This window comes from Streptomyces sp. PL-25, from assembly GCF_058344915.1.
The window spans coordinates 7,173,116-7,198,086 of sequence record NZ_CP136997.1; the positions used below are offsets into that span (position 1 = coordinate 7,173,116).

A 24,971-nucleotide genomic window follows, 5' to 3' on the forward strand; every position below is an offset into this window, starting at 1 on the left:
GTCCGGGCGCCTTCCCGCCGCGGGCTCAGCGCGAGCCCAGCGCTTCCCCCACCGCGGCACGGGCCGCGGGCAGGGCTGCGGTGCGGTCGGCGGGTACCAGTCCGATGCGGGTGCGGCGGTCGAGGAGGTCGGCCTCGTCGAGGGCGCCCTCGTGGCGTACGGCCCAGGCCAGTTCGGCGCGGGTGACGGGGTGCCCCTCCAGCACGGGTGCGCGCAGTGCGGGGTGGTCGGTGCCGAGGGCGTGGACGGCGGGTGCCTCGGTGCCGTAGCGGCGGATCAGCCGGCGCGGTGCGGGAAGGGCGGCGAGGGCCGCGGGCGAGGCGGCGCCGACGAGCGGCAGGGCGGCGGTCGGCGAGGGCCCGGCGGGCAGCCGGTGCGTGCGCACGGCGGCGTCGACGGCGTCCTCGGCCATCCGCCGGTAGGTGGTGAGCTTGCCGCCGACGACGGTGGTCACTCCGTCCGGTGAGGTGAGCACCGCGTGCCGGCGCGAGACGTCGGCGGTGCGGACGGCCCCGCCCGCGCCCGCCTCGCCGGGGGCCGTGTCCAGGAGCGGGCGCAGCCCCGCGAACGCCCCCACCACGTCGTCGCGGTGGACCGGCGCGTCCAGCGCGGAGCCCAGCACGTCCAGCAGGAACCCGATGTCCGTCTCGGGCGCCTCGGGCACGTCCGGGACCTCGCCGTCGACGGGTTCGTCGGTGAGCCCGACGTAGACCCGTCCGTCGCCCTGGGGCAGCACCAGCACGAAGCGGTTGGTCTCGCCGGGCACCGGGATGTGCAGGCCGGCGGGCAGCGGCCCCAGCCGCTCGGCGCGCAGCACGAGGTGGGTGCCGCGGGAGGGCCGGATCCGGATGCCCTCGACGAGCCCGCCCGCCCACACGCCGGAGGCGTTGACCACGGCGCGGGCCCTGATCTCGCCCTGCTCGCCGGTGAGTTCGTCGCGGATCAGGGCGCCGGCGGAGGTCAGGGAGAGGGCGCGCACCCGGGTCAGGATCCGCGCGCCGCGTGCGGCGGCCGTACGGGCGACGGCGGTGACCAGGCGGGCGTCGTCGGTGAGCCGTCCGTCCCAGGACAGCAGGCCGCCGCGGAGCCCGGTGCCGCGCAGCGCGGGGGCCAGATGGCGGGTCTCCACGGCGGACAGGCGGCGCGGCGCGGGCAGGGTGGCGCGGGCGGTGCGTGCCGCGAGCCGCAGCCCGTCGCCCGCGCGGAAGCCGGCCCAGGCCAGGGCCGCCTGTCCGCGGGAGACCAGGGGCGTCAGCGGCAGCACGAACGGCTGCGCGCCGACCAGGTGCGGTGCGGTGCGCTCCATCAGCACCCCGCGCTCGACCGCGCTCTCGTGGGCGACGTCGAGCTGCGCCGAGGCGAGGTAGCGCAGCCCGCCGTGGACGAGTTTGGAGCTCCAGCGCGAGGTGCCGAAGGCCAGGTCGTGCGCGTCGATCGCGGCGACCGAGAGCCCGCGGGCGGCGGCGTCGAGGGCGACGCCCGCACCGGTGGCGCCCAGCCCGACCACCAGGACGTCCACGGCCGGACCCCCCGCGGTCAGGGCCAGTTCGCGCGCCCGGCGCGCCGCGGTCAGCGAGGAGCCCGCGAGGGGGGCGGGAGTGGCGCGGGGACGGGCGGGGCTCATGGCGTGAGGGTCCTCTCCAGGATGGTCCGCAGCTCGGCGAGGAACGCCTCGGCGGACAGCTCGGGGTCGTCCTCGTCGGTCATCGTGCGCAGCGACAGGGTGAAGGACTGGACGACCAGCAGCAGCGACCGGGCCTGCCGGGCCGGGTGGGCCGGGCGCACCGAGCCGTCGGCGTGGCCCTCGCGCAGGGCGTCGGCGACCAGGTCGAGCAGGGCCTCCTGGCTGGCGCCGCGCCGGTCGAGCACATAGGGGAGCAGCAGTTCGGGATCGACGTCGACGATCTTGCGGAAGAGCGGGTGCGCGCGGAACGCCGCCACCCCGGCCACCAGGCCGTCGACGATCAGGGCGCGCGCGCTCGTCCCGGGACGGCGTTCCGGCATGGCGCCGGTGGCGACCCCGATCCACTCCCGGGTCATCAGATCGCCCACCAGGGAGCGCACGTCCGGCCAGCGCCGGTAGAGCGTCATCCGGGAGACGCCCGCGCGGCGGGCCACGTCCGTCAGCGTCGTACGGCGGACCCCGACGGCCAGGACGCAGTCGCGCACGGCGTCGAGCACCGGATCCCCGGACGGAGCGGCCGGGCCGTCCCCGTTCTCCTGCTCCCCAGCATTGTGACGAATAGGCGTCATGTGTAACAGTGTAACGCCCCGAGCTGAACCCCGCCCCGTCTCCGCCTCCGACGCGCCAGCACCCCCCACGCCCCGACGACCCGACCGGTGAGGAACAACCCATGGACATGCTGTGGAGCGGCTGGGGCGACCCGGCCGAGGCCGCACCGCTGCCCGCCCCCGTGACCGGCCTGCTGCGCGACCTGCTCGGCGTCGAGCCGGGCGCCCCCGCCCCGGCCGGCCCGGACGAGCTGAGCGTCCCCGCCTCCCCGCTGACCGCCGCCGCCCGCCGCGCCCTGGCCGACGCCGTGGGCGAGGAGGCGTATGTGCGCACCGACGCCGAGGCGCGGATCCGCCACACCCGCGGCAAGTCCACCCCCGACCTGCTGCGCATCCGCGGCGGCGACCTCACCGACCTGCCCGCGGCCGTGGTGCTCCCGGACGGGCACGAGGAGGTGCTGGCCGTGCTGCGGGCCTGCGCCGCCCACGGCCTGGCGCTCGTGCCGTTCGGCGGCGGCACCTCCGTCGTCGGCGGCCTGGCGCCCGAACACCGGGGGCGGGTGCGGCCCTTCGTCGCGCTCGACCTGCGCCGGATGAACCGCCTGCTGGACCTCGACCCGGTCTCCCGGACCGCCACCCTCCAGCCCGGTCTGCGCGGCCCGCGGGCCGAGGAACTGCTCGCCGCGCACGGATTCACCCTCGGCCACTTCCCGCAGTCCTACGAGTGGGCCACCCTCGGCGGGTTCGCCGCCGCCCGCTCCAGCGGCCAGGCGTCCGCGGGCTACGGGCGCTTCGACGAGATGGTGCTCGCGCTGACCCTCGCCACGCCCGAGGGAACCCTGGAGGCGGGCCGCGCCCCGCGCTCGGCCGCCGGACCCGACCTGCGCCAGCTCGTCCTCGGCTCCGAGGGCGCGTTCGGCGTCATCACGTCGGTGACGGTGCGGCTGCGCCCGCTGCCCGAGGTGCGCCGCTACGAGGGCTGGCGGTTCGCCTCCTTCGACGCGGGCGCCGCCGCCCTGCGCAGGCTCGCCCAGGACGGACCCCGCCCGACCGTGCTGCGCCTGTCCGACGAGACCGAGACCCTGATCGGCCTGGCCCAGCCCGACGCCATCGGGGCGTCCCTGGAGCAGCGGTCCGCCGGCTGCCAGGCCGTCGCCGGTTACGAGGGCACCGCCGAGGACGTCGCCCACCGCGCCCAGCGGGCCGCCGCCGTCCTGCGCGAGTGCGGCGGCACGCCCCTCGGCGAGGAACCGGGACGGCGCTGGGCGCACGGCCGGTACTCGGCGCCGTATCTGCGCGACGCGCTGCTGGACGTGGGCGCGTTCGCCGAGACGCTGGAGACCGCCGCCTTCTGGTCCCGGATCCCCGCGCTGTACGCCGCCGTGCGCGACGCGCTCACCGGGACGCTCACCGAGGCGGGCACCCCGCCGCTGGTCATGTGCCACATCTCGCACGTCTACGAGAACGGCGCCTCGCTGTACTTCACCGTGGTCAGCGCCCAGGGCGAGGACCCCGTGGCGCACTGGGCGCCCGCCAAGCGCGCCGCGAACGAGGCGATCCTCGCCGCGGGCGGCACCATCAGCCACCACCACGGCGTGGGCACCGACCACCGCGACGCGTACGTCAGGGAGGCCGGACCGCTCGGCATCGGGGCCCTGCGCGCCGTGAAACAGCGGCTGGACCCGGCCGGACTGCTCAACCCCGGTGTCCTGCTGCCCCTCGACCCGCCCCGCGCCTGACCCCGTCACCCGAGCCCCGCCGCCCGCGCACCGGCCCCCGCCGTCCGCGCCGTCCGTCCCGTCCGTCCGCGCCCACCTCGCCGGAGGCCCACCGATGCGTCAGTTCACCGCCGTCGTCAACCCGACCGCGGGCGGTTCCGCCGGTGCCGCCGCGCTGCTGCGGGTGGGCAGGCTGCTCCGGGAGGCGGGCGCCGGTCTGGAGACGGAGTACAGCCGCAGCCTCGCCCACGCCCAGGACCTGGCGCGGCGGGCGGGGGAGCGCGGCCGGGTCGTCCTCGCGGTGGGCGGCGACGGCATCGCGGGCGGGGTCGGCGGCGCGCTCAGCGGTACCGGGACGCTCTTCGGCCTGGTCCCGGCCGGCCGCGGCAACGACTTCGCGCGGGCGCTCGGACTGCCCGCCGACCCGGCCGGACTCGCCGCCGTGCTGCTCCACAACGCCCCGCGCCGGGTCGACACCATCGAGGTGGAGTCGGCGGTGCACGCCCGCACCGTCGTCCTCGGCAGCGTGTACGCGGGCGTCGACGCGCTCGCCAACCGGCACGCCAACCGCTCCCGGCTGCTGCGCGGCGCCGCCTCCTACTACGCGGGCGGACTGCGGGCCGTCGCCACCTGGCGCGCCGCGAGCTACCGGGTCACCGTCGACGGCGAGGAGCACCTGCACCGCGGGTACACCGTGGTGGCCGCCAACTCCGCCTACTACGGCTCGGGCCGGATGATCGCGCCGGGCGCGCGGGTCGACGACGGCCTGCTCGACGTCGTGCTGATCCGCGCCGCCCCGCGTCGGCTGTTCTTCACCCTGATGAACGAACTGAAGTCCGGGGGACACGTGGACCGGCCCGAGGTGCGTGTGCTGCGCGGCCGGGAGATCCGCGTCGAGGCCGACCGCGCCGTCCCCTACGGCGCCGACGGCGAGGTCGACGCCGTCCTCCCGGTCACGGCACGCGTCCTGCCGGGCGCGCTCGACGTGCTCTGCTGACCGGCAAACCGCATCACCCCCGGCACACCGCGGACGGCCGCGTCAGGAGCAGCCCCAGGCCGACATGCCCTGGAGCGCGGCGAGCCGCCGGGCCACCGCGATCTGCTCGCGGCGCGTGGCCAGGTCCGCGCGGGGCGCGTACTGGAGGCCGCCGGCCGCGATCCAGCTCGACTGGGCGAACTGGAGCCCGCCGTAGTAGCCGTTGCCGGTGTTGGCGTTCCAGTCGCCGCCGGACTCGCACGCCGCGATGGAGTCCCAGTCGGCGGTGCGGGTGCCGAAGGGCGAGGCCGCCGCGGCGGGCCCGCCGGCCAGTGCGGCGGCGGTCACCGTGACCAGCAGTGCCCCGCGCAGTCCGCGACGACGTGAGTGACGAACGGGGGCCCGGTCCAGACGGACGGCGGCCCTGTCGGTGTTCTGCTGCCAGATCATGTGCAGACTGTCACATCATATGAACGTGGTGTGACGGAGCGACGCGCCGCCGTTCACCCGCCGAGACCCGCGGAGATTCCATGCAGACCTTCCTGCCCTACCCCGGCTTCACCGAGTCGGCGCAGGTGCTCGACCGCCGCAGACTGGGCAAGCAGCGCGTCGAGGCCCTCCAGGTGCTGCGCGGTCTGACCGTCCCCGGCTACGGCTGGCGCAGGCACCCGGCGGTGCGCATGTGGGCCGGGTACGAGGAGGCGCTGGTCCGCTACGGCCTGGACGTGTGCCGCGTCTGGCGCGGATACGGCCACCAGGACAGCTGTGCCGCCACGCTCGTCGCCGACCTGGCCGCCCACCGTCCCGGCGCGCGGGTGCGCGAGCAGTCCGAGCTGGCCGCCGCCGGTGAACTGCCGCCCTGGCTCGGCGACGAGGCCCTGCACCTCAGCCACCGGTCGGCGCTGGTGCGCAAGGACCCGGACCACTACGCGCGGCTGTTCCCCGGGGTGCCCGACGATCTGCCGTACGTGTGGCCCGGCTCGGACCGGCCCTCCGGCGCCTGAGCCGCGCACCGCTCCCGTGGTCACCGCATGGAAGCCCCTGGCCAGGGCACCCGGAAGAGGTGGCGTCCCGCGTCGGCGGACCCACGGCGGACCGTGTGGGAGAACGCATGGGAGTGCTGGCCCGGGTGGATTCCTACCAGCGGCGGCACCGCTGGGCGGGCCTGCCGCTGGCCGTCGTCTACAAGTTCTACGACGACCAGGCGGCCTATCTGGCCGCGCTGCTGACGTACTACGGCTTCCTGTCGCTCTTCCCGCTGCTGCTCTTCCTGGTCGCGGTGCTCAGCGCCGTGCTCAGCAGCAGCCCGCACCTCCAGCACGCGGTGCTCAACTCGGCGCTGAGCGAGTTCCCGGTGATCGGGGACCAGCTCGTCCACAACATCCACTCCTTCCAGGGCAACGCGGTCGCCGTCGCGGTGGGTGTGGCGGGCAGCCTCTACGGGGTGCTCAACGTCGCGCAGGCCGCCCAGCACGCGCTGAACAAGATCTTCGCGGTGCCCCGGTACGCCCGGCCCGACCCGTTCCGCTCCCGGCTGAAGGGCCTGAAGTTCCTGTCGCTGCTCGCCCTCGGACTGTGCGTCACCACCGGTCTGTCCACCACCGCCGAGTGGGCCGCCGGCCTGTTCGCCGCCCGGCTCGCCGTCGGGGTGCGGGTCGCCGCCGAGGCCCTGGCCGTCGTGCTGAACGCCGCGCTGCTGATCGCCAGTTACCGGCTGCTGACCCGCAGACGGCTGCCGCTGCGCGTGCTGTACGGCCCGGCGCTGGGCGCCGCGTGCGCCTGGCAGGCGCTGCTGTGGGGCGGCACCTACTACGTCGATCACGTGCTCCAGGGCGCCACGGCGACGTACGGCCTGTTCGGCATCGTGCTCGGCCTGCTGGCGTGGATCTACCTGGGGGCGCTGGTGTACCTCGGCACGGCGGAGATCGGCGCCGTGCGGTGCATGCGGCTGTGGCCCCGGAGCCTGCTGACCCCCTTCACCGACCGCGTCCACCTCAGCGCGGGCGACCAGCGGGCCTACCGCTCCTACGCGACGACCGAGTCCTTCAAGGGCTTCGAGAAGATCACCGTCCACTTCGACCCGCCCCCGCACGCGCGCCCCGGCGACGCGCACGAGCCGGGGGACGACGAACCCGGCCGCCCCGGCTGAGACCGGGCACCGGTGGCGGCGGTCACCGCGCGGCCGGGACCCGCAGCGCCAGCAGGGCCACATCGTCGTCGTACGTCTCGCGCCGGCTCACCAGCGCCTCGCACAGCACCTGCGGCGGGGCCGCGGCCAGCGCGGCTGCGTGCGCGGCCAGGTCCCGCAGACCGGTGTCGATGTCCTGGCCGCGGCGCTCGATCAGACCGTCGGTGAACAGCAGCAGGGTGCTCGCGGCCGGCAGCGTGCGGCGGTGGTCGGGCCGGGGCAGCGAGGGATCCACCCCGACCGGGATGCCGTGCTGCTCGGGCGCCAGCACGCACACCGTGCCCTCGGCGGTGACCAGGAGCGGCGGCGGATGCCCGGCGTTGGTCCAGCACACGGTGTAGCCGGTGCCCGGCGCGTGCTCGATCCGGGCCGCCACCAGGGTGGCCGCGGTCGCGTCGCCGTACAGGGCGAGCGCCCGGTCGAGCGCGTCCACGACGAGGCCGGGCGGCCCGCACCGGTCGAACGCCAGGGCCCGCAGCATGCTGCGGATCTGCGCCATCACCGGCGCCGCCTCCACGTCGTGCCCGGTGACGTCGCCGACGACGACGAAGACCGCGCCGTCCGGCAGCACCATGGCGTCGTACCAGTCGCCGCCGAGCCGGGGCGGCTCGGCGGCCGGTTCGTAGCGCGCCGCCACCCGCAGCGGCCGCAGATCGGGCAGCACGGGCAGCATCCGGCGCTGGAACTGCTCGGTGGCCCGCTTCAGCCGCTGGTACAGCCGGGCGTTCTCGATGCTGACGCCCGCCGCGCTGGCCAGCGCGGTCAGCAGGGCCTCGTCCTCGTCGCCGAACGGCCGGCCGTCCCTGCGGTCGGCGAGGTACAGGTTGCCGTACACCGTGCCGCGCACCGTCAGGGGCACCCCGAGCAGCGTGGTCATCGGCGGGTGCCCGGCCGGGAACCCGACCGAGCGCGGGTCGGCGCGCACATCGTCCACCCGCAGCGGCCTGCGGTCGGTGACGAGGCTGCCCAGCAGCCCGTGGCGCTGGGGCAGCCCGGCCTCGGCCCTGAGCCGTTCGGCCTCCGCGTCCGCCCCCACCGTGATCAGATCGGTGAAGTCCCCGCCCTCGCCGAGCACGCCGAGCGCGCCGTACCGGGCGCCGACGAGATCGGCGGCGACGTCCACGATGTGCTGGAGCAGGGTCCTGGTGTCCACCTCCGCGCTCATGGCCACCATGGCGTCCAGCAGCCGGTGCAGCCCGCGCCGGCCGGCTCCCTCCGGTGCGGGGGCCGTCCGTCCGGCCGTCTCGGCGCCCGGGACGGGCCGCCGTGGGTCGTCGGGCATGCAGGTACCTCCCGCCAGGGGCCGGAGCCCCGTTCCTTCCCCCGCGGTGCCCCGGCACGATCACCCTACGCCGACCCCCGTACGGAGGCTTTCCGATGATTCGCACGATTGGCTGCTTGTGAGCTGATACCTCCCGATCAAGACTGGTCGACGGCCGGATTCCGACATGCGCGGGGACGCGTCCGGCGGCACCCCGGCGCGAGAGAGGCAGGAGCGTGGGCACCGACCGCTCGGGGGAGGCCCTCGAACGTCTGTTGCGCTCGGCGCAGTACTTCTTCCCCGGGGAGCAGTCGCCCGACCGGCGGGTCCTGTACCGGGACGGCGGCCGGGGGGCCGACGAGTTCTACCGGGAGCGCTGGCGCCACGACCGGGAGGTGCGCTCCACCCACGGGGTGAACTGCACGGGCTCCTGCTCCTGGCGGGTGTTCGTCAAGGACGGGATCATCACCTGGGAGACCCAGGCCACCGACTACCCGTCCGTGGGCCCCGACTCGCCCGAGTACGAGCCGCGCGGCTGCCCGCGCGGCGCGGCCTTCTCCTGGTACACCTACTCGCCGACCCGGATCCGCTACCCCTATGTGCGCGGCCCGCTGCTGGACCTGTGGCGCGAGGCCAGGGCGCGCACCGCCGACCCGGTGGCGGCCTGGGAGTGGCTGACCGCGGACCCCGGGCGCACCGCGGTCTACAAGCGGGCCCGCGGCAAGGGCGGCTTCGTGCGCTGCACCTGGCAGGAGGCCGTCGAACTGATGGCGGCCGCCCAGGTCCACACGGTCAAGCGGTACGGCCCCGACCGCATCGTCGGCTTCTCGCCGATCCCCGCGATGTCCATGGCCTCGTACTCGGCGGGCACCCGCTATCTGTCGATGATCGGCGGGACGATCTCCTCGTTCTACGACTGGTACGCCGATCTGCCGATGGCCTCGCCGCAGGTCTTCGGGGACCAGACGGACGTACCGGAGTCCGCCGACTGGTGGAACTGCGGCTATCTGATCGTGTGGGGCACCAACCTGCCGATCACCCGCACCCCCGACGCGCACTTCATGACCGAGGCCCGCTACCGCGGCCAGAAGGTGGTCGTGGTCTCCCCGGACTACGGCGACCACACCAAGTTCGCCGACGAATGGCTCGCGGCGGCGCCCGGCACCGACGGCGCGCTGGCCATGGCCATGGGCCATGTCATCCTCACCGAGTTCCACCGCGACCGGCCGGTGCCGCGCTTCATGGAGTACGCCAGGACCTACACGGACCTGCCCTTCCTGGTGCGGCTGCGGGAACGCGAGGGCATGCCGGGCGTGTACGTCCCGGACAAGTTCCTCACCGCCGCCGACCTGCCGGACCGCGAGGGCGAGGAGGCCGCCGCGTTCAAGACCGTGCTGCTGGACGCCCGCACCGGCGAGCCGGCCGTGCCCAACGGCTCGCTCGGCTTCCGCTGGACCGCTCCCGAGGACGGCCCCCGCTGGAACCTGCGCCTGGAGGACACCGACCCGCTGCTGTCGCTGTACGGGCGGCCGGACGGCGAGGCGGTGGCGGTGGACCTGCCGCGCTTCGACGCCGGACCGGGCCGGGCGCAGGACACCGTGCGCCGCGGCGTGCCCGCGACCCGCGTCGGCGGCCACCTCGTCACCACCGTCTACGACCTGGTCCTCGCCCAGTACGCGGTGGGCCGCCCCGGGCTGCCCGGCACCTGGCCCACCGGCTACGACGACGCGAGCGTGCCCTGCACCCCCGCCTGGCAGGAGGCCATCACCTCGGTGCCGGCGCGGGCGGCGGCCCGGATCGCCCGCGAGTTCGCCCGCAACGCCGAACGCACCGGCGGCCGGTCCATGATCGCCATGGGCGCGGGCACCAACCACTGGTTCCACTCCGACCAGATCTACCGCTCCTTCCTCTCCCTGCTGCTGCTCACCGGCTGCCAGGGCGTCAACGGCGGCGGCTGGGCGCACTACGTCGGCCAGGAGAAGGTCCGCCCGCTCACCGGCTGGTCGCACCTCGCCTTCGGCCTGGACTGGCAGCGGCCCACCCGGCACATGGCGGGCACCCCGCTCTTCTGGCTGGCCACCGACCAGTGGCGCTACGAGGCGTTCTCCGCCGACCTGCTCACCAGCCCGCTCGGCCGGGGCCGGCTCGCCGGCCGCACGCTGCCCGACTGCAACGCGCTCGCCGCCCGCCTGGGCTGGATGCCCTCCCACCCGGCGTTCGGCCGCAACCCGCTCGACCTGTGCGACGAGGCCGAACGCGCCGGCAAGGAGGTCGCCGACCACGTCGTGGACGAACTGAGGTCGGGGCGGCTGCGGTTCGCCGCCGAGGACCCCGACGACCCGGCCAACTTCCCCCGTGTCCTGCTCATCTGGCGCGCGAATCTCTTCGCGTCCTCGATGAAGGGCCACGAGTACATGCTGCGCCACCTGCTCGGCACCGACGACGCCGTGACCGCTGCCGAGACACCGCCCGGCCTGCGCCCCGAGGAGGTCACCTGGCGCGATCAGGCACCGGTCGGCAAGCTCGACCTGTCGGTGGCCGTCGACTTCCGGATGACCAGCACCTGCCTGTTCTCCGACGTGGTGCTCCCGGCCGCCACCTGGTACGAGAAGTACGACCTGTCCTCCACCGACATGCATCCCTTCGTGCACGCCTTCAACCCGGCGATCGCACCGCCCTGGGAGGCCCGCAGCGACTTCGACGTCTTCCACGCGCTGGCCGCCGAGTTCTCCCGGCTCGCCGCCGCCCACCTCGGCGTGCGCCGGGACGTCATCGCCTCCCCGCTCGCCCACGACACCCCCGACGAACTGGCCCAGCCGCACGGGCGGGTGCGCGACTGGAGGGCCGGCGAGTGCGAGCCCGTGCCCGGCCGGACCATGCCGCGGCTGACCGTCGTCGAACGCGACTACACCAAGGTCGCCGAGAAGATGGCCGCCGTCGGACCGCTGCTCGACACCCTCGGCACCTCCACCAAGGGCATCACCTGGAAACCCGGACCGGAGATCGACGACCTGCGCTCGCGCAACGGCACCGTGCGCGGCGGCGTCGCCGACGGGCGGCCCTCCATCGCCCGCGACGACCAGTTCTGCGAGGCGCTGCTCGCGCTGTCCGGCACCACCAACGGCCGGGTGGCCGTGCAGTCGCTGCGCGCCCTGGAGGAGAAGACCGGCGTGCCGCTCGCCGACCTGGCCGAGGAGCGCTCCGGCGACCGCATCACCTTCGAGGACACCCGGACCCAGCCCCGCGCGGTCATCACCTCCGCCGAGTGGTCCGGCACCGAGTCCGGCGGCCGCCGCTACTCGCCCTTCACCGTCAACGTCGAACGTCTCACGCCCTGGCACACCCTGACGGGCCGTCAGCACTTCTTCCTCGACCACGACTGGATGGCCGAGTTCGGTGAGCAACTGCCCGTCTACCGGCCCCCGCTGAACCTGCTCGCCCAGTTCGGCGACCCGCGCAGACATCCGGCGGGGCACCCCGAACTCGTGGTGCGCTACCTCACCCCGCACTCGAAGTGGTCCATCCACTCCGAGTACCAGGAGAACCTGCTCATGCTCACCCTGTTCCGCGGCGGGCCGGTGATCTGGATGAGCCCCCTGGACGCGGAGAAGATCGGCGTCGCCGACAACGACTGGATCGAGTCCTACAACCGCAACGGCGTCGTCGCCTGCCGCGCCGTGGTCACCCACCGCATGCCCGAGGGCACCGTCTACATGCACCACACCATGGACCGCCATCTGAACGTCCCGCGCACCGAGACCTCCGGACTGCTCGGCGGCGGCGACAACTCCCTGACCCGGCTGCTGATCAAACCCACCCATCTGATCGGCGGCTACGCGCAGTTCACCTACGCCTTCAACTACATCGGTCCCACCGGCAACCAGCGGGACGAGTTCACCGTCATCCGCCGCCGCGCACAGGAGGTCGACTTCCGGTGAAGGTCATGGCCCAGGTGGCGATGGTGATGAACCTCGACAAGTGCATCGGCTGCCACACCTGTTCGGTGACGTGCAAGCAGACCTGGACCAACCGGCCGGGCACCGAGTACGTCTGGTTCAACAACGTGGAGACCAAGCCGGGCACCGGCTACCCGCGCCGCTACGAGGACCAGGACCGCTGGAAGGGCGGCTGGACCCTGAACCGGCGCGGCAGGCTGCGGCTGCGCTCCGGCGGCCGGGTGCGCAAGCTGCTCACCCTCTTCTACAACCCCGAACTGCCCGCGCTGGACGACTTCTACGAGCCGTGGACCTACGACTACCGCAGCCTGACCACCGCCCCGCTCTCCGACCGCTTCACCAGCGCCCGCCCCAAGTCCCAGCTGACCGGCCGCGACATGCGGCCCGTGCACGGCCCCAACTGGGACGACGACCTCGCCGGGGCGCAGGACCACGCCCGCTCGGACCCCAACCTGAAGGACCTGGGCGAACGGGTGCGTCTTGAGTTCGAGCACACCTTCATGTTCTATCTGCCGCGCATCTGCGAGCACTGCCTCAACCCGTCCTGCGTCGCCTCCTGCCCCTCGGGCGCGATGTACAAGCGGGAGGAGGACGGCATCGTCCTGGTCGACGAGGACCGCTGCCGCGGCTGGCGGATGTGCGTCTCCGGCTGCCCGTACAAGAAGGTCTACTTCAACCACCGCACCGGCAAGGCCGAGAAGTGCACCTTCTGCTACCCGCGCATCGAGGCCGGGCAGCCCACCATCTGCTCCGAGACCTGTGTGGGACGGCTGCGCCACCTCGGCGTCCTGCTCTACGACGCCGACGCCGTCCTGCACGCCGCCTCCGTGCCGGACGAGAAGGACCTCTACGAGGCCCAGCTGTCGGTCTTCCTGGACCCGGACGAACCCTGGGTGCGGGAGGCCGCCGCACGCGACGGCGTGCCGCCCGACTGGATCGAGGCCGCCCGGCGCTCACCGGTGTACGACCTGGTCGCACGGCACCGGGTGGCGCTGCCCCTGCACCCGGAGTACCGCACCCTGCCCATGGTCTGGTACGTCCCGCCGCTCTCGCCGGTCGCCGACGCCGTGCACACCACCGGCCACCACGACGACGACCCCGACCGGATCTTCGCCGCCATCGACGAACTGCGCATCCCCGTCGAGTACCTGGCGAACCTCTTCACCGCCGGGGACACCGCCGTCGTCGAGGGCGTACTGCGCAAACTGACCGCGCTGCGCGCCCACATGCGCGCCCGGCAGCTCGGCGACCCCACCTCCGCCGCGCTGCTGGAGCGGGCCGGCGCGAGCGCCGCCGACCTGGAGGACCTGTACCGGCTGCTGGCCGTCGCCAAGTACGACGAACGCTATGTCGTGCCCAAGGCGCACACCGAGGACTCCGGGGCGCTCATGGCCCAGCACTGCTCCCTCGACCGGCCCGGCGGTGTGGGCGACCGGGCGGCGGACGACGACCCGCTCGGCCCGCTGCCGCCGCCCGCGCTGCCCGGACTCGCCGCGCCGGGCGGCGGCGGCCACTTCCGCGACAGCGACGGACAGGTGCGCTTCAACCTGCTCGGCTGGAACGGCGACGGCCCCGCGCCGGGGCTCTTCGGCACCCCGGACGCCCCATGAGCCCCCGACTGGCCGGGCGCCGGGCCGCCGCCGGCACCCCGCTCGTGCACCGCCTCGCGAGCGTCCTGCTGCGCTACCCGGACCCGGCGGTGCTCGCCCGCCTCGACGACGTGTGTGCCGTCCTCCCGGCCGTCGCCGACCCCGCCGACCGGGCCCGGCTGGCGGCCGTCGCCGCGCATCTGCGCGCCCTGGCGCCGACCGAGGCCGCCGCCCGCTACGTGGCCACCTTCGACCACACGCGCAGCCGGAGCCTGCACCTGACGTACTACCGGCACGGCGACACCCGCGCCCGGGGCATGGCGCTGCTGGCCCTCAAGCACGCCTACCGCCGGGCGGGGCAGGACCCGCCCGAGAGGGAACTGCCCGACTTCCTGCCGCTGATGCTGGAGTTCGCGGCGCTCGCCCCCGAGCCGGGCCACCGCGTCCTCCTCCAGTGCCAGGCCGGCCTCGAACTGCTGCGCGGGGCGCTGGCCGAGCGCGGCGACCCGTACACGCCGGTGCTGGACGCGGTGTGCGGGCGGCTGCCCCGGCCGGGCCGCCGCACGCTGGCCGACTGGCGGCGCCGGGCCGCCGAGGGCCCGCCCGGCGAGGAGGTGGGCCTGGAGCCCTTCGCCCCGCCCGAGTACCTGGCCGCAGCGGGTCACTCCCCGGAGCCCCGCGCGCCGCACCCCGCCCCCGAACCCCTGCCGACCGGAGAGAGCCGATGAACTCCTGGGACCTGTGGTGGTGGGTCATCCTGCCCTACCTCGCCCTCGTCACCTTCGTCGTCGGCCATGTCTGGCGCTGGCGCTACGACCAGTTCGGCTGGACCAGCCGCTCCACCCAGCTCCAGGAGCACCGCCTGCTCAAGTGGGGCGGCCCGCTCTTCCACTACGGGACCTTCGCGGCCGTGGCGGGACATGTGCTGGGCATCCTGGTCCCGGAGTCCTTCACCCGGTGGCTGGGCGTCCCCGAGGACGTCTACCGCTGGTTCTCCTCGATCGGCGGCACCGTCGCCGCGCTCGCGGTGATCGCCGGAGTCGCGGTGCTCGCCCTGCGCCGCACCACCGTGCCCCGGGTGCGCGCCGCCACCAGCCCGGTCGACTGGGTGGCGCTGGTGCTGCTGGCGGTCGTGATCGTGCTCGGGATCATCCCGACGCTGGGCATCAACCTGTTCGGCGCGGGCTACGACTACCGGCGCAGCGTGGCGCTGTGGTTCCGCGGGCTGTTCGCGGGCGACCCCGACGTCGCGGCCATCGCACACGCCCCGCTGATCTACCGGGTGCACGCCACCGCCGCCTGGGCGATCCTCGCGGTGTGGCCCTTCACCCGGCTGGTGCACGCCTGGAGCATCCCGCTGTGGTATCTGTGGCGTCCCTACGTCCTCTACCGGCGCCGAGTCCCGACCCGTCCGGCGGAGCCGGGCACCGGCGGACGCCGCTGGCGCCGCATCGGCGTCCGCTACTGAACAGCCGCCGGTACCCTCACCGTTCGGAGGAGCGCCATGCAGAAGATCTCCCTCGACGCCCGCACCCGCGAGCACCTGGAACGGGCGGCGCGGTCCTCCACGGGCCGCAGTGCGGAGACCGTCTACGGCGGCCATGAGCACGTGCTGCGGCAGACGCTGGTCACCCTGCGCGCCGGCACGGTCCTGGCCGAGCACGAGAACCCGGGGGAGGCGACCGTGCTGGTGCTGCGCGGCCGGGTCCGGCTGCGCAGCGGCGACGCCTCCTGGGACGGCATGGCGGGCGACCTGCTCATCGTGCCCCCGGCCCGGCACAGCCTGGAGGCGGCCGAGGACGCGGCGGTCCTGCTGACGGTCGCCAAGACGACCTGAGCCGCCCGCGGTTCGGCGCACGAGGAACGGCCGGGCACGAGGGACGGCCGGGCGCGAGGAACGGCCGGGCGCGGCGGCGGAGTTCCGCGCCACGCCCGGCCGTCGCCGGGGGGTTCAGAGCGTCAGCAGGCGCCCTCGTCCTGCCACGCCCCCCACTGGGAGGCCCCGGGCGTCTCGTTCTGCGTCCACCACTTGGCCTTCCAGTTGTGCTGGTTGTAGGAGACCTCGCTGCCGCCGGTGTAGGCGGTGGTCGCGTTCCAGGCCGTCTTGCAGCCGGTGCCCGGCGGCGGCGAGGTGGGCGGCGTGGTGGGCGGGGTGGTGGGCGGCGTCGCCCCGGCGAACTTCACCGAGTACTTCGCGAAGTCCCAGGAGTTCTGCGGCACGCTGGAGCAGGTGCCGGACGTCCGGCCGCCGTTGTCGGGCGGCGAGCACTGGCGGTCGCGGTTGAGGGACCAGAAGGTGAAGCGGTCCATGTGGTGGCCGGTCGCGTAGTCCAGCACCGTCTGGAAGTCGGCCTGCGGGAACATCTCCCCGGTGTCGCTGCGGCCGTTCATGCCGGAGAAGCCCTCGTGGGCGTAGGCGGTCGCCTCGTCCCAGCCGAACGTGGACTGGAGCACCTGGTTGAACTTGGTCAGCGCGGCGGTCTGCGAGGCCGCGCCGTTGAAGCCGCCGTCGAAGGGCATGATGGAGAAGTTGTTCGGAGTGAACCCCTGCGACTTCGCCTCCAGCAGCATCTGCTTGCCGAACCAGCCGGTGCCGTCGGCCGTGCCCGCGGTGGTGACGGAGACGTACAGGCCCGGGTTGTTCTGCTGGAGGATCTTGGCGGCGCCGATCTCGTTGTGGATGGCCGCCGTGTTCTCGTACTCCGGCTCCTCCAGGTCGAAGTCGATGGCGTGCAGCCCGTACTTGGTGACGACCTGCTGGTAGGCCGCCGCCGTGGCCGCCGGGTCCGAGCAGGCCTGGCCGAGCTTGGTGCCGCCGTAGCCGCCGATGGAGACGGAGACGTCGCCGCCCTTGGCGCGGATGGAGTCGATCACCGACTTGACGGCGGTGTCCGAGGAGACCGGGGCCGTGCCGTCCCAGGTGGGGGAGCAGCCGCCGCCGTTGGGGGCGAGGACGAAGGCGAGCTGGAACGCCTTGAGACCGGTGGCGTCCATGATGGCGCCCGCGTCCGGCGGATCGTTGTCCAGCGGCATGAGGTACGGGGCCGCGGCGTACCAGCGGTTGCTCAGCGCGTCCTGCGCGCTCGGTGCGCCCGAGGCGTTGCCCGCGACGAGGGCGGTGGTGCCGAGGGCGGCGAGCCCGACGGCGGCGGTCGCGCCCAGACATGCGCGAAGGCGTCTCACTGTGCCTCCAGGGAGAAGGGGAGGTGGTGGGGAAGTCGCCCCAGCTTCCTGAGGCTGTTGCGGGCACGTCAATGGATTGGTCTGGACCAAATGATTCTTTGGACTGGACCATACGATTTCTTTACCTGGATCCGCCGCTGCCGGACCCGCCGCGCGGGAACCCGGCCGAGCTGTGACAGTGCAGCGCATCGGCCTGGTCGTCCACGGCGGACGCCCCGAGGCCCAGGCCGCCGAGGAGACCGTGCACGCGTGGTGCGACGAACGCGCCGTGCGGTGCACCGACATCGACGTCTGGCACGACGGCGGACGGCGCGACGCCGACGAGGAGGTGGAGGCCGCCGGCGACCCCGACCTCATCGTCACCCTGGGCGGCGACGGCACCTTCCTGCGCGGCGCCCGGCTCGCCGCCGAGCACGACGCCCTGGTCCTCGGCGTCGACCTCGGCCGGGTCGGCTTCCTCACCGAGGTCCCCGCCGCCTTCGTCCGCACCGCCCTGGACGCCGTCGTCGAGGACCGGCTCACCGTGGAGAGCCGCATGCTGCTCACCCTGCGGGCCTCCCGCCGCCTCCGGGTGCCCGCGGGCATCGGCGAGCTGATGCGCTACGGCCGCCGCCCCATGCTGCCCCCGCCCCGGGTGCGCACCGACTGCGAGTCCGGCGGCGACTGGGGCATCGCCCTGAACGTCACCGCCCTCAACGACATCGTCGTGGAGAAACTCGCCCGCGACCGGCAGGTCTCCGTCGGCGTCTACATCGCCGGCCGGCTCCTGGCGTCCTACTCCGCCGACGCGCTGCTCGTCGCCACCCCCACCGGCTCCACGGCGTACAGCTTCGCCGCCGGCGGCCCGGTCGTCTCCCCGCGCGCGGACGCCCTGGTCTTCACGCCCGTCGCCCCGCACATGGCGTTCAACCGCTCGGTGGTGGCCGCGCCCGACGAACCCGTGGCGCTGCGCGTGCTGGACCGGTCCGGGCAGGCCGCCGTCAGCATCGACGGGCAACTGCGCGGCGTGCTCGACCCGGGGGACTGGATCGGCGTCTACGCCGCCCCGCGCCGGCTGCGCGCCGTACGGCTGGGCCCGATGGACTTCTACGGCCGGTTGCGCGACCGGATGAACCTCACCGACGCCCCGGCCGCGGTCGCCGACGGGACACCGGCACCGCTGTGGCCCGTGACCACCCCGCCGCCCGGCGACCTCACCCACCTCGCGCTGCCCCCGGGACCCGGCGGCGCAGAGCCGTACAGGCGGCCGGACACCCCCGCGCCCGGCCCGGACGCGCCCGGCAGCGGACAGCCGGGCGGCCCGGCGGCGGGGGACGGTTGACGCGGACGGCCCGGGGCACTCGGCGGACCGACCGCCCGACATCGACCCGGCGAACTGCGGAGGCTCGCGTGGCCGTACGTCACCGTCTGATCAGGACCGCTCCCGAGGTCGTGTGGGCCGTGCTCGCCGACGGCACCCGGTACGCCGAATGGGTGGTGGGCACGGCACGGTCCGCCCCCGTGCGCGGCCGCTGGCCGCAGGTCGGCTCCGCCATCGAGTACCAGGTCCGGCTGGGGCCGCTGCGGCTCACCAACCAGACCACCGTGCGCAACTGCGAGGAGGGGGCGCTCCTCGAACTGGAGGCCGACGCGGGCTTCCTGGGCACCGCCCGCATCGCCGTCGAGGTGCGGCCCTGGGGCGAGCACACCCTGGTGATCGTGGACGAGCACCCCCTCCAGGGCGCGGGCGGAGCCGTGCACAACATGGGCGTCGAATCGCTGATCCAGCTCCGGCACCGCGCCATGCTCGCCCGCCTCGCCAAGGTGTGCGAGGCCGACGGCGACCGCCCCCGGAGCGCCGCGCCGCACCCGGCCGGGGCGCCCGGCGGACAGGGCGGCGGCCGTGCCTGACGCCGTGGTGATCGGAGCGGGCCCCAACGGCCTGGTGGCGGCCAACGTGCTCGCCGACGCCGGCTGGAGCGTGGAGGTCCTGGAGGAGCAGCCCGGACCCGGCGGAGCCGTGCGGCACGACCGGGGCGTCGACCCCGCCTTCGTCAACGACCTCTTCAGCTCCTTCTACCCGCTGGCCGCCGCCTCGCCCGTACTGGCCCGGCTGCGCCTCCAGGACCACGGCCTGCGCTGGAGCCACGCGCCGCACGTCCTCGCGCACCCCCTCACCGACGGCCGCTGCGCCGTCCTGGACCGCGCCGTCGACACCACCGCCGCCTCGCTGGACGCGTTCGCCGCCGGGGACGGGGACGCCTGGCGGAGCCTGTACGCCGTCTGGCAGCGCCTCGGACCCGATCTGATGGACGCCCTGTTCGCCCCGTTCCCGCCGGTCAGGGCGGGTGCCCGGCTGGCCGCCCGGGTGCGCGGGGCGGGCGGGCTGCGACTGGCCCGCACCCTGCTGCTGCCGGTGCGCCGGATGGGGGAGGAGGAGTTCGGCGGCGAGGGCGGCAGGCTGCTGCTGGCCGGCAACGCCCTGCACGCCGACCTCGCCCCCGAGTCCGCCGGGAGCGGCGGGTTCGGCTGGCTGATGTCCATGCTCGGACAGAGCCACGGCTTCCCCGTGCCGGTCGGCGGTGCGGGTGCCCTGTCCGGGGCGCTGGCCCGGCGGCTGCGCGACCGGGGCGGCGTCCTGCGCTGCGGCGAGCGGGTAGAGCGGGTCGTGGTGCGCGGCGGACGTGCCGTCGGCGTGCGCACCGCGGGCGGCGAGGCGGTGGCGGCCCGCCGCGCCGTGCTCGCGGACGTGTCCGTGCCCGCCCTGTACGGCACCCTCGTCGACGCCGCGCACCTGCCCGCCCAGCTCCTCGCCGACCTGCGCCGCTTCCAGTGGGACTTCGCCACCTTCAAGGTGGACTGGGCGCTGGACCGGCCCGTCCCGTGGGCGACGGACCGGGCCGCGGGCGCGGGCACCGTCCACCTCGCCGACGGCCTCGACGAACTCACCCGGTTCGCCGCCCAGATCGCCCTGCGCCAGGTCCCCGACCGGCCGTTCGCGCTGTTCGGCCAGATGACGACCGCCGACGCCACCCGCTCGCCGTACGGCACCGAGTCGGCCTGGGCCTACACGCACGTCCCGCGCGAGATCACCGGCGACGCGGGGGACGAAGGCCTCACCGGCACCTGGGACCTCCGGGAACAGGAGATCATGGCCGACCGGGTCGAACGTCAGGTGGAACGCTTCGCACCCGGCTTCCGCGCCACCGTCCGGGCCCGCCGGATCCTCGCCCCGCCCACCCTCCAGGCCCTCGACGCCAACCTCGACACCGGCGCCATCAACGGCGGCACCACCGCCCTGCACCAGCAGCTCGTGTTCCGCCCGGTGCCCGGCACCGGACGCCCCGAGACCCCGGTCGCCGGCCTCTACCTGGCCTCCGCCGGCGCCCACCCCGGCGGCGGCGTCCACGGCGCCCCGGGCGCCAACGCGGCCCGTGCCGCCCTGCGCCGCCGGCTCCCGCCCGGACTGTCCCGGGCCCAGCGCGCCCTGGCCCGCCGCGACCGCTCGGGACGGCGCGCGCCGCGGTCCGCCGGCACCGACCCGGGCGGCGGCGCGCCCGAGGGGCACCGCGGCGGCGGCTGACGCACGGGCGCGCGGCGCGTACGAGGGAGCCCCGGGGGAGTTCCGCGGGAGTCCGCGGGAGTACGGAGGACCGGCGGCGGGGCCGCTCACAGGCGGCTGTCGCCCGGCAGCCGGTACGCGGCGAGCGCGGCGATGTCGTCGTCGAGGTGCCCGCCGCTGTAGACGAGCAGATCCTCGTGCAGCCGGTCGAGGAGTTCGCGGGGCGCGAGGCCCACCCAGGGCGCGACACGGTCGGCCAGCGGATAGAAGACCCCGTCGGGATCGCGCGTCTCGGTGACCCCGTCGGTGTACAGCAGCAGCTGGTCCCCGGGCCGGAACGGCTCGATGTCCAGCTGGTAGCCGTCGCCGATCAGCACACCGAGGTTGATGGGCGGCGAGGGGTCCGAGGCGTGCAGCTCGGCGACCCCGCCCTCCTTGATGATCAGCGGCGGCGGATGGCCGCAGTTGACGATGCGGACGACCGGCTCGTGCTCCGGGATCTCCGCGAACACCGCCGTCACGAACCGCTCCGCGGCCTCGCCCCCGGGCAGCTGCGCGGCATGGCGGCTCATGCTCCGCTCCATGCGGCGGGCCACGCCCCGCAGGTCCGGCTCGTCGTGGGCGGCCTCCCGGAAGGCGCCCAGCATGGTCGCGGCCGTCTCCACGGCGACCAGCCCCTTGCCCCGTACGTCGCCGACCAGCAGCCGTACCCCGAACGCGGTCGGCACCGCCTCGTACAGATCGCCGCCGATACGGGCCTCGGCCGCCGCGGAGAGATAGAGCGTCTCCACGGAGACCTGGCCGAGCCGCCGGGGGACCGGGCGCAGTAACACCCGCTGCGCGGTCTCCGCCACCGAACGCACCGTGGCCAGCGTGCGCTCGCGGCGCATCCGGTGCACCGCGAGGATCGTCCCGAGCACGCCCACCAGAGTGGTGCAGACGTAGTTGGCCACGTAGTGGCGGTCCCAGAGGTAGCCCACGGACCGGCCCGCGCAGCACGGGGTGCCCGCCAGCACGCCCTCGAACACCATCGCGAAGACGGTGACGGCGGCCACCGCCGCCGGGCCGTAGGCGTACGCGGCGACCAGCGGCAGCGCGATCAGCAGGAAGCTCACCGGCCAGTCCACCGGCGTGACCGGCTCGATGGCGAGCACGGCCGCCAGATACCCGACCGGCAGCCAGCGCAGCCACAGCGGCGGCGCGGGCACCCGGGGCCGCTCGGCCTTCCTGCGCGCCGCGCGCGCCCTGGCCTGCTCGCTCCGCCGGCACGGGCGCCTCACCGCTCGCCCCCGCCGCGCCGTGCCGGGGCCCGCGAGGGCGCGGCGGGACCGCACGGGCGCACGGCGACGCACCGCGGCTCGGGGCGGTTCTCCGCGCGACGGCACTCAGGCGGCCTGTTCACTGGGACTCCCGACGGGTTCGACCAGACCACCAGCCTGCTGCGAGAAGGCGCCGCGCGCATTTCATCGCGCCGGGCACCGGCCCCGGGCCACGGCGCCGTCACCCCGGATCCGCGGCCCGGACGGCCGCCGAGCGGACCGCGTGGTCGAAAAAGCGCCGCGCCACCGGCGGCAGCGTACGGCCGGTGAGCCGGGCGATGCCGATGTCACGCGCCCCGTGCACATCGGTGATCTCCAGATAGCGGATCGGGAGGCCCGAGGTCCCCGCAGCGTCCGGCGAGGACGGGATCAGGGACACCCCGAGACCGGCCGCGACCAGGCCGCGCAGGGTGTGCACCTCCTCGCCCTCGAAGCCGACGCGCGGGGAGAAACCGGCCTGGCGGCACAGGGTCTCGGTGACGCTGCGCAGCCCGTAGCCCGGTCTGAGGAGGATGAAGGGCTCCTGGGCGACCTCGGCCAGCCGGACCCGGCTGCGCCGGGCGAGCCGGTGGCCGCGCGGGACGGCGAGCCAGAGCGGTTCGACCAGCAGCCGCCGCCAGGTGATCAGCGGGTGCCCCGGGTCCCCGCTGGTGATGACCAGATCCGCCGTGGCCTCCAGCAGATGCTGGATCAGGCCGTTCTCCTCGTGCTGGCGCAGCTCGAAGCGGGCCTGCGGGAACTCCTCGCGGAACCCGGTGACGAGCCGCGGCACCAGCCAGGTGCCCAGGGTGTGCAGAAAGGCCAGCGACACCACGCCCGCCGCGGGGTCGACCACCTCGGCCACGGCCCGCCGCCCCCGGTCGTAGGCGTCCAGGGCGGCGTCGACGTACTCCTTGAACACCCGCCCGGCCGGGGTCGGCCGCAGCACCCGGCCCACCCGCTGGAGGAGTTCCGCGCCGATCTCCTCCTGCAGCCGGTGCAGCGCCCGTGACAGCGCCGGCTGGGTGACGCGCGCGTCGGCGGCGGCCTCGGTCACCGTCAGACCCTCGGCCACCGCCCGGAACGCACGCAGCACCTGGAGATCCATCGCGCTCATCCTCCCATCGCACCCGCCGCGGTGCAGCGGACGGCGCCGGGCGCGTACGCGGCCGGAGCGGACCCCACGTGGCGTGCGCCGACGGCGTCGCACAGCCGCTCGGCGGCGGCGATGGCCTCCTCCTCCGCGTCCAGGAGGCCGGCCACCTCGCGAGCGGTCCGGCCCGGCTCCCGCCGGGCGTCCAGGACCGCACGGCGGGCCTCCGCGAGCCGGTGGTAGGCGGTGCGGCGCAGCGCGTACCGCTCGGCGGCCGGGGCACCGGCCGGCAGGTCCCGGTAGCGGTGGGCGGCCGACACGGCGGCCCGCGTCCGGGCCGCGGCCCGGCCCCGCGCCGAGTGGGGCCACAGCGCGAAGTGCGCGACCAGCACGATGGCCGCGGCCAGCGCCGTGTCCAGGATGCGCGCCCAGGACAGCTCCCGGTGGTCGCCCAGCAGGTCGACGAGGACGAAGACGATCGCCGTCAGACCGGTCGTGGCGAGCGCGTAGTGGTGGCGCACCCCGACGGCCATGACCGCGGCGAACGCCGCCACGGCGCCGATCAGGGCGTACGTCCCGGTCGTAAGCAGGGTCACCGCGCCGATGGCGGCCACCCCGGCGACGGTCCCGGCGCAGCGGTGCAGGGCGCGGCGGAACACCGGACCGAAGTCGGGCTTGTAGACGAAGGCGACCGTCATCGGCAGCCAGTAGCCGCGCGGGCCGTGCAGCAGCACCGCGCACAGCTGGGCGGCGAGCACACAGCCCGCGAGCAGCACGGTGTAGCGGACCTGTGCCGCCCGCCCGTGCCAGGGGGAGGCAGGGAGCCGCGGGGTGGTGTCCCGCGGGCGGTCCGGACCGCAGGAGGTGTACAGCGCGGTGAGCGCGCGCAGGGCGGGCGAGCCGCTCCCGGCGCAGGGCACGCCCGCCGGGTGCGCGGACCCCGCCGGGCCGGCGGCAGCCGTCGCGGAGGCGGCGCCGCGGCCCGGCTCCGGCAGCAGCCGGGCCGCCATCAGCAGCGGCACCCGGCTCACGCACCGGGGCAGCTCGCGCCCCTCCCACACCAGGGCCGAGGTCACCTCGCCCAGCCGGACGGCCGTGTGGAAGGCGGTGCGCAGGGCGTCCGGCTCCTTCCCGGGGCGCCGGCGGCCGGTCAGGTGGCGGTCCAGCACCCGGTGCGCGTGGTCGAGGGCGGCGGTGAGCCGCCGCCGCGCGGCTTCGGCGTCCGGGCCGCCCGCCGCGGCCAGGGCCCCGGACGCGGCCCGGTACACGGCGCGGACGGCCGCCCGCTCGATGGCGTGGCGCCGCCACAGCCACGGCGTGGCGGACAGCAGGGCGACCAGGGCGACGCCGCTGAGCAGGGCCGGCGGCGCCTGCCACCAGGGCCCCGGCACCGGGATGCCGCCGCCCACGGTCACCCCGAGCAGCAGATGCAGACCGGACACCGAGGCGAGCCGCCCGCGCAGGCTGACGGCACCGGCGACCAGGGCGGCGGCGACCAGGCAGCAGGTCACCGCGCCCGGACGCCCGGAGCGCAGCGCGAGTTCCCCGGCGAGCAGGCCGAGGGCGGCGCAGCCGCCCGTGCAGCCCAGCCGCAGCAGCCGCTGCCGGTAGGGGTCGTCGCCGTCCTGGCCCACGCCCCACAGGGCGCCGATGCCCGCGAGCACCGCGAGGGCCACCTGCCCGGTCGCCACCCCCGCCAGCAGCGGCACGGCGAGCGCGACGGCCCCTCGGGCCGCCGCGGCGAGCGGCAGCGGGGTGAACGGCAGGCGGTACGGCGCCTTCATGGACCGGTCGGCTCCTCGGTACGGGTGCGGTGGATCCCTCCCAGGGTCGATCAGGACGGACACATGCGTCCAATGCCTGAAGTTCCACGAAATCATGCGCCGGGCGCATGGAAGGGCCGGGCGCGCGCCGCACTCTGCCGGCGTACGCGTGG

The 24,971-nt window shown here is 75.2% G+C and carries 20 protein-coding genes; 12 read left to right on the top strand and 8 right to left on the bottom strand.

Annotated features, from left to right (window positions below; all coding sequences use genetic code 11):
• Positions 1 to 25 precede the first annotated feature (25 nt).
• Positions 26 to 1,624 carry a glycerol-3-phosphate dehydrogenase/oxidase gene (locus tag R4Z62_RS31695; RefSeq protein ID WP_491521595.1) on the bottom strand — a complete coding sequence of 533 codons (1,599 nt, stop codon included), beginning with the start codon at positions 1,622 to 1,624 and terminating at the stop codon, positions 26 to 28.
• Positions 1,621 to 2,253 (bottom strand): TetR/AcrR family transcriptional regulator, encoded by a 633-nt coding sequence (locus tag R4Z62_RS31700; RefSeq protein WP_107440736.1) that lies wholly within the window; start codon positions 2,251 to 2,253, stop codon positions 1,621 to 1,623. Before R4Z62_RS31700 ends, R4Z62_RS31695 begins: the two co-directional genes overlap by 4 nt.
• 101 nt (positions 2,254 to 2,354) lie before the next feature.
• On the opposite strand from R4Z62_RS31700, the gene R4Z62_RS31705 reads away from it, so the two are divergent.
• Together R4Z62_RS31705 and R4Z62_RS31710 are read left to right on the top strand one after the other, a co-directional pair.
• Positions 2,355 to 3,971, top strand: coding sequence for an FAD-binding oxidoreductase (locus R4Z62_RS31705; RefSeq protein WP_491521596.1), 1,617 nt, complete (start codon positions 2,355 to 2,357; stop codon positions 3,969 to 3,971).
• Positions 3,972 to 4,065: 94 nt separating this feature from the next.
• Positions 4,066 to 4,947, top strand: coding sequence for a diacylglycerol kinase family protein (locus R4Z62_RS31710; protein ID WP_064536834.1), 882 nt, complete (start codon positions 4,066 to 4,068; stop codon positions 4,945 to 4,947).
• Between the two features lie 42 nt (positions 4,948 to 4,989).
• On the opposite strand, the gene R4Z62_RS31715 is transcribed toward R4Z62_RS31710, so the two are convergent.
• Positions 4,990 to 5,376: a transglycosylase family protein gene (locus R4Z62_RS31715; protein WP_491521597.1), complete on the bottom strand. Its 387-nt coding sequence runs from the start codon at positions 5,374 to 5,376 to the stop codon at positions 4,990 to 4,992.
• 80 nt (positions 5,377 to 5,456) lie between these two features.
• Here R4Z62_RS31715 and R4Z62_RS31720 point away from each other — a divergent pair, with 80 nt between their 5' ends.
• The gene (locus tag R4Z62_RS31720) at positions 5,457 to 5,930 is read left to right on the top strand and encodes an MSMEG_6728 family protein (protein WP_355482166.1); all 474 of its coding nucleotides are present in this window, start codon (positions 5,457 to 5,459) and stop codon (positions 5,928 to 5,930) included.
• Positions 5,931 to 6,037: 107 nt separating this feature from the next.
• Positions 6,038 to 7,075, top strand: a complete 1,038-nt coding sequence (locus R4Z62_RS31725; RefSeq protein WP_389600764.1) for a YihY/virulence factor BrkB family protein — start codon at positions 6,038 to 6,040, stop codon at positions 7,073 to 7,075.
• A gap of 22 nt (positions 7,076 to 7,097) precedes the next feature.
• Here the strand turns inward: R4Z62_RS31725 and R4Z62_RS31730 are convergent, their stop codons facing one another.
• Positions 7,098 to 8,396, bottom strand: a complete 1,299-nt coding sequence (locus R4Z62_RS31730) for a PP2C family protein-serine/threonine phosphatase (protein WP_064536837.1) — start codon at positions 8,394 to 8,396, stop codon at positions 7,098 to 7,100.
• Between the two features lie 215 nt (positions 8,397 to 8,611).
• Here R4Z62_RS31730 and R4Z62_RS31735 point away from each other — a divergent pair, with 215 nt between their 5' ends.
• The 5 genes from R4Z62_RS31735 to R4Z62_RS31755 are packed head-to-tail and all read left to right on the top strand — an operon-like array spanning position 8,612 to position 15,757.
• Positions 8,612 to 12,313 carry a nitrate reductase subunit alpha gene (locus R4Z62_RS31735; protein WP_491521598.1) on the top strand — a complete coding sequence of 1,234 codons (3,702 nt, stop codon included), beginning with the start codon at positions 8,612 to 8,614 and terminating at the stop codon, positions 12,311 to 12,313.
• 5 nt (positions 12,314 to 12,318) lie between these two features.
• A complete protein-coding gene (gene narH, locus R4Z62_RS31740) occupies positions 12,319 to 13,941 on the top strand; it encodes a nitrate reductase subunit beta (RefSeq protein WP_491521952.1) in 1,623 nt (540 codons plus the stop codon).
• Entirely contained in the window at positions 13,938 to 14,648 is a 711-nt protein-coding gene (gene narJ / locus R4Z62_RS31745; protein ID WP_491521599.1) for a nitrate reductase molybdenum cofactor assembly chaperone, read from the top strand. The genes narH and narJ overlap by 4 nt, the downstream gene beginning before the upstream one ends.
• On the top strand, positions 14,645 to 15,388 hold the full coding sequence (narI, locus tag R4Z62_RS31750; RefSeq protein WP_064536840.1) for a respiratory nitrate reductase subunit gamma: 744 nt from the start codon (positions 14,645 to 14,647) through the stop codon (positions 15,386 to 15,388). Before narJ ends, narI begins: the two co-directional genes overlap by 4 nt.
• A gap of 36 nt (positions 15,389 to 15,424) precedes the next feature.
• Positions 15,425 to 15,757: a cupin domain-containing protein gene (locus R4Z62_RS31755; RefSeq protein WP_385501345.1), complete on the top strand. Its 333-nt coding sequence runs from the start codon at positions 15,425 to 15,427 to the stop codon at positions 15,755 to 15,757.
• 122 nt (positions 15,758 to 15,879) lie between these two features.
• Here the strand turns inward: R4Z62_RS31755 and R4Z62_RS31760 are convergent, their stop codons facing one another.
• The gene (locus R4Z62_RS31760; protein WP_382850648.1) at positions 15,880 to 17,103 is read right to left on the bottom strand and encodes a chitinase; all 1,224 of its coding nucleotides are present in this window, start codon (positions 17,101 to 17,103) and stop codon (positions 15,880 to 15,882) included.
• 172 nt (positions 17,104 to 17,275) lie between these two features.
• Here R4Z62_RS31760 and R4Z62_RS31765 point away from each other — a divergent pair, with 172 nt between their 5' ends.
• The 3 genes from R4Z62_RS31765 (at position 17,276) to R4Z62_RS31775 (ending at position 20,665) form a co-directional block, all read left to right on the top strand.
• On the top strand, positions 17,276 to 18,424 hold the full coding sequence (locus tag R4Z62_RS31765; protein WP_355482156.1) for an NAD(+)/NADH kinase: 1,149 nt from the start codon (positions 17,276 to 17,278) through the stop codon (positions 18,422 to 18,424).
• 68 nt (positions 18,425 to 18,492) lie between these two features.
• Positions 18,493 to 18,993 carry an SRPBCC family protein gene (locus R4Z62_RS31770; protein ID WP_064536844.1) on the top strand — a complete coding sequence of 167 codons (501 nt, stop codon included), beginning with the start codon at positions 18,493 to 18,495 and terminating at the stop codon, positions 18,991 to 18,993.
• Positions 18,986 to 20,665: a phytoene desaturase family protein gene (locus tag R4Z62_RS31775; protein ID WP_064536845.1), complete on the top strand. Its 1,680-nt coding sequence runs from the start codon at positions 18,986 to 18,988 to the stop codon at positions 20,663 to 20,665. Before R4Z62_RS31770 ends, R4Z62_RS31775 begins: the two co-directional genes overlap by 8 nt.
• Before the next feature lie 86 nt (positions 20,666 to 20,751).
• Here the strand turns inward: R4Z62_RS31775 and R4Z62_RS31780 are convergent, their stop codons facing one another.
• The 3 genes from R4Z62_RS31780 to R4Z62_RS31790 all read right to left on the bottom strand — a co-directional run bounded on the left by R4Z62_RS31780 (position 20,752) and on the right by R4Z62_RS31790 (position 24,819).
• On the bottom strand, positions 20,752 to 21,924 hold the full coding sequence (locus tag R4Z62_RS31780) for a PP2C family protein-serine/threonine phosphatase (protein WP_491521600.1): 1,173 nt from the start codon (positions 21,922 to 21,924) through the stop codon (positions 20,752 to 20,754).
• A 220-nt stretch (positions 21,925 to 22,144) separates the two neighbouring features.
• Positions 22,145 to 23,059 (bottom strand): LysR family transcriptional regulator, encoded by a 915-nt coding sequence (locus R4Z62_RS31785; RefSeq protein WP_491521601.1) that lies wholly within the window; start codon positions 23,057 to 23,059, stop codon positions 22,145 to 22,147.
• The gene (locus tag R4Z62_RS31790; RefSeq protein WP_491521602.1) at positions 23,056 to 24,819 is read right to left on the bottom strand and encodes an FUSC family protein; all 1,764 of its coding nucleotides are present in this window, start codon (positions 24,817 to 24,819) and stop codon (positions 23,056 to 23,058) included. The genes R4Z62_RS31785 and R4Z62_RS31790 overlap by 4 nt, the downstream gene beginning before the upstream one ends.
• Positions 24,820 to 24,971 lie beyond the last annotated feature (152 nt).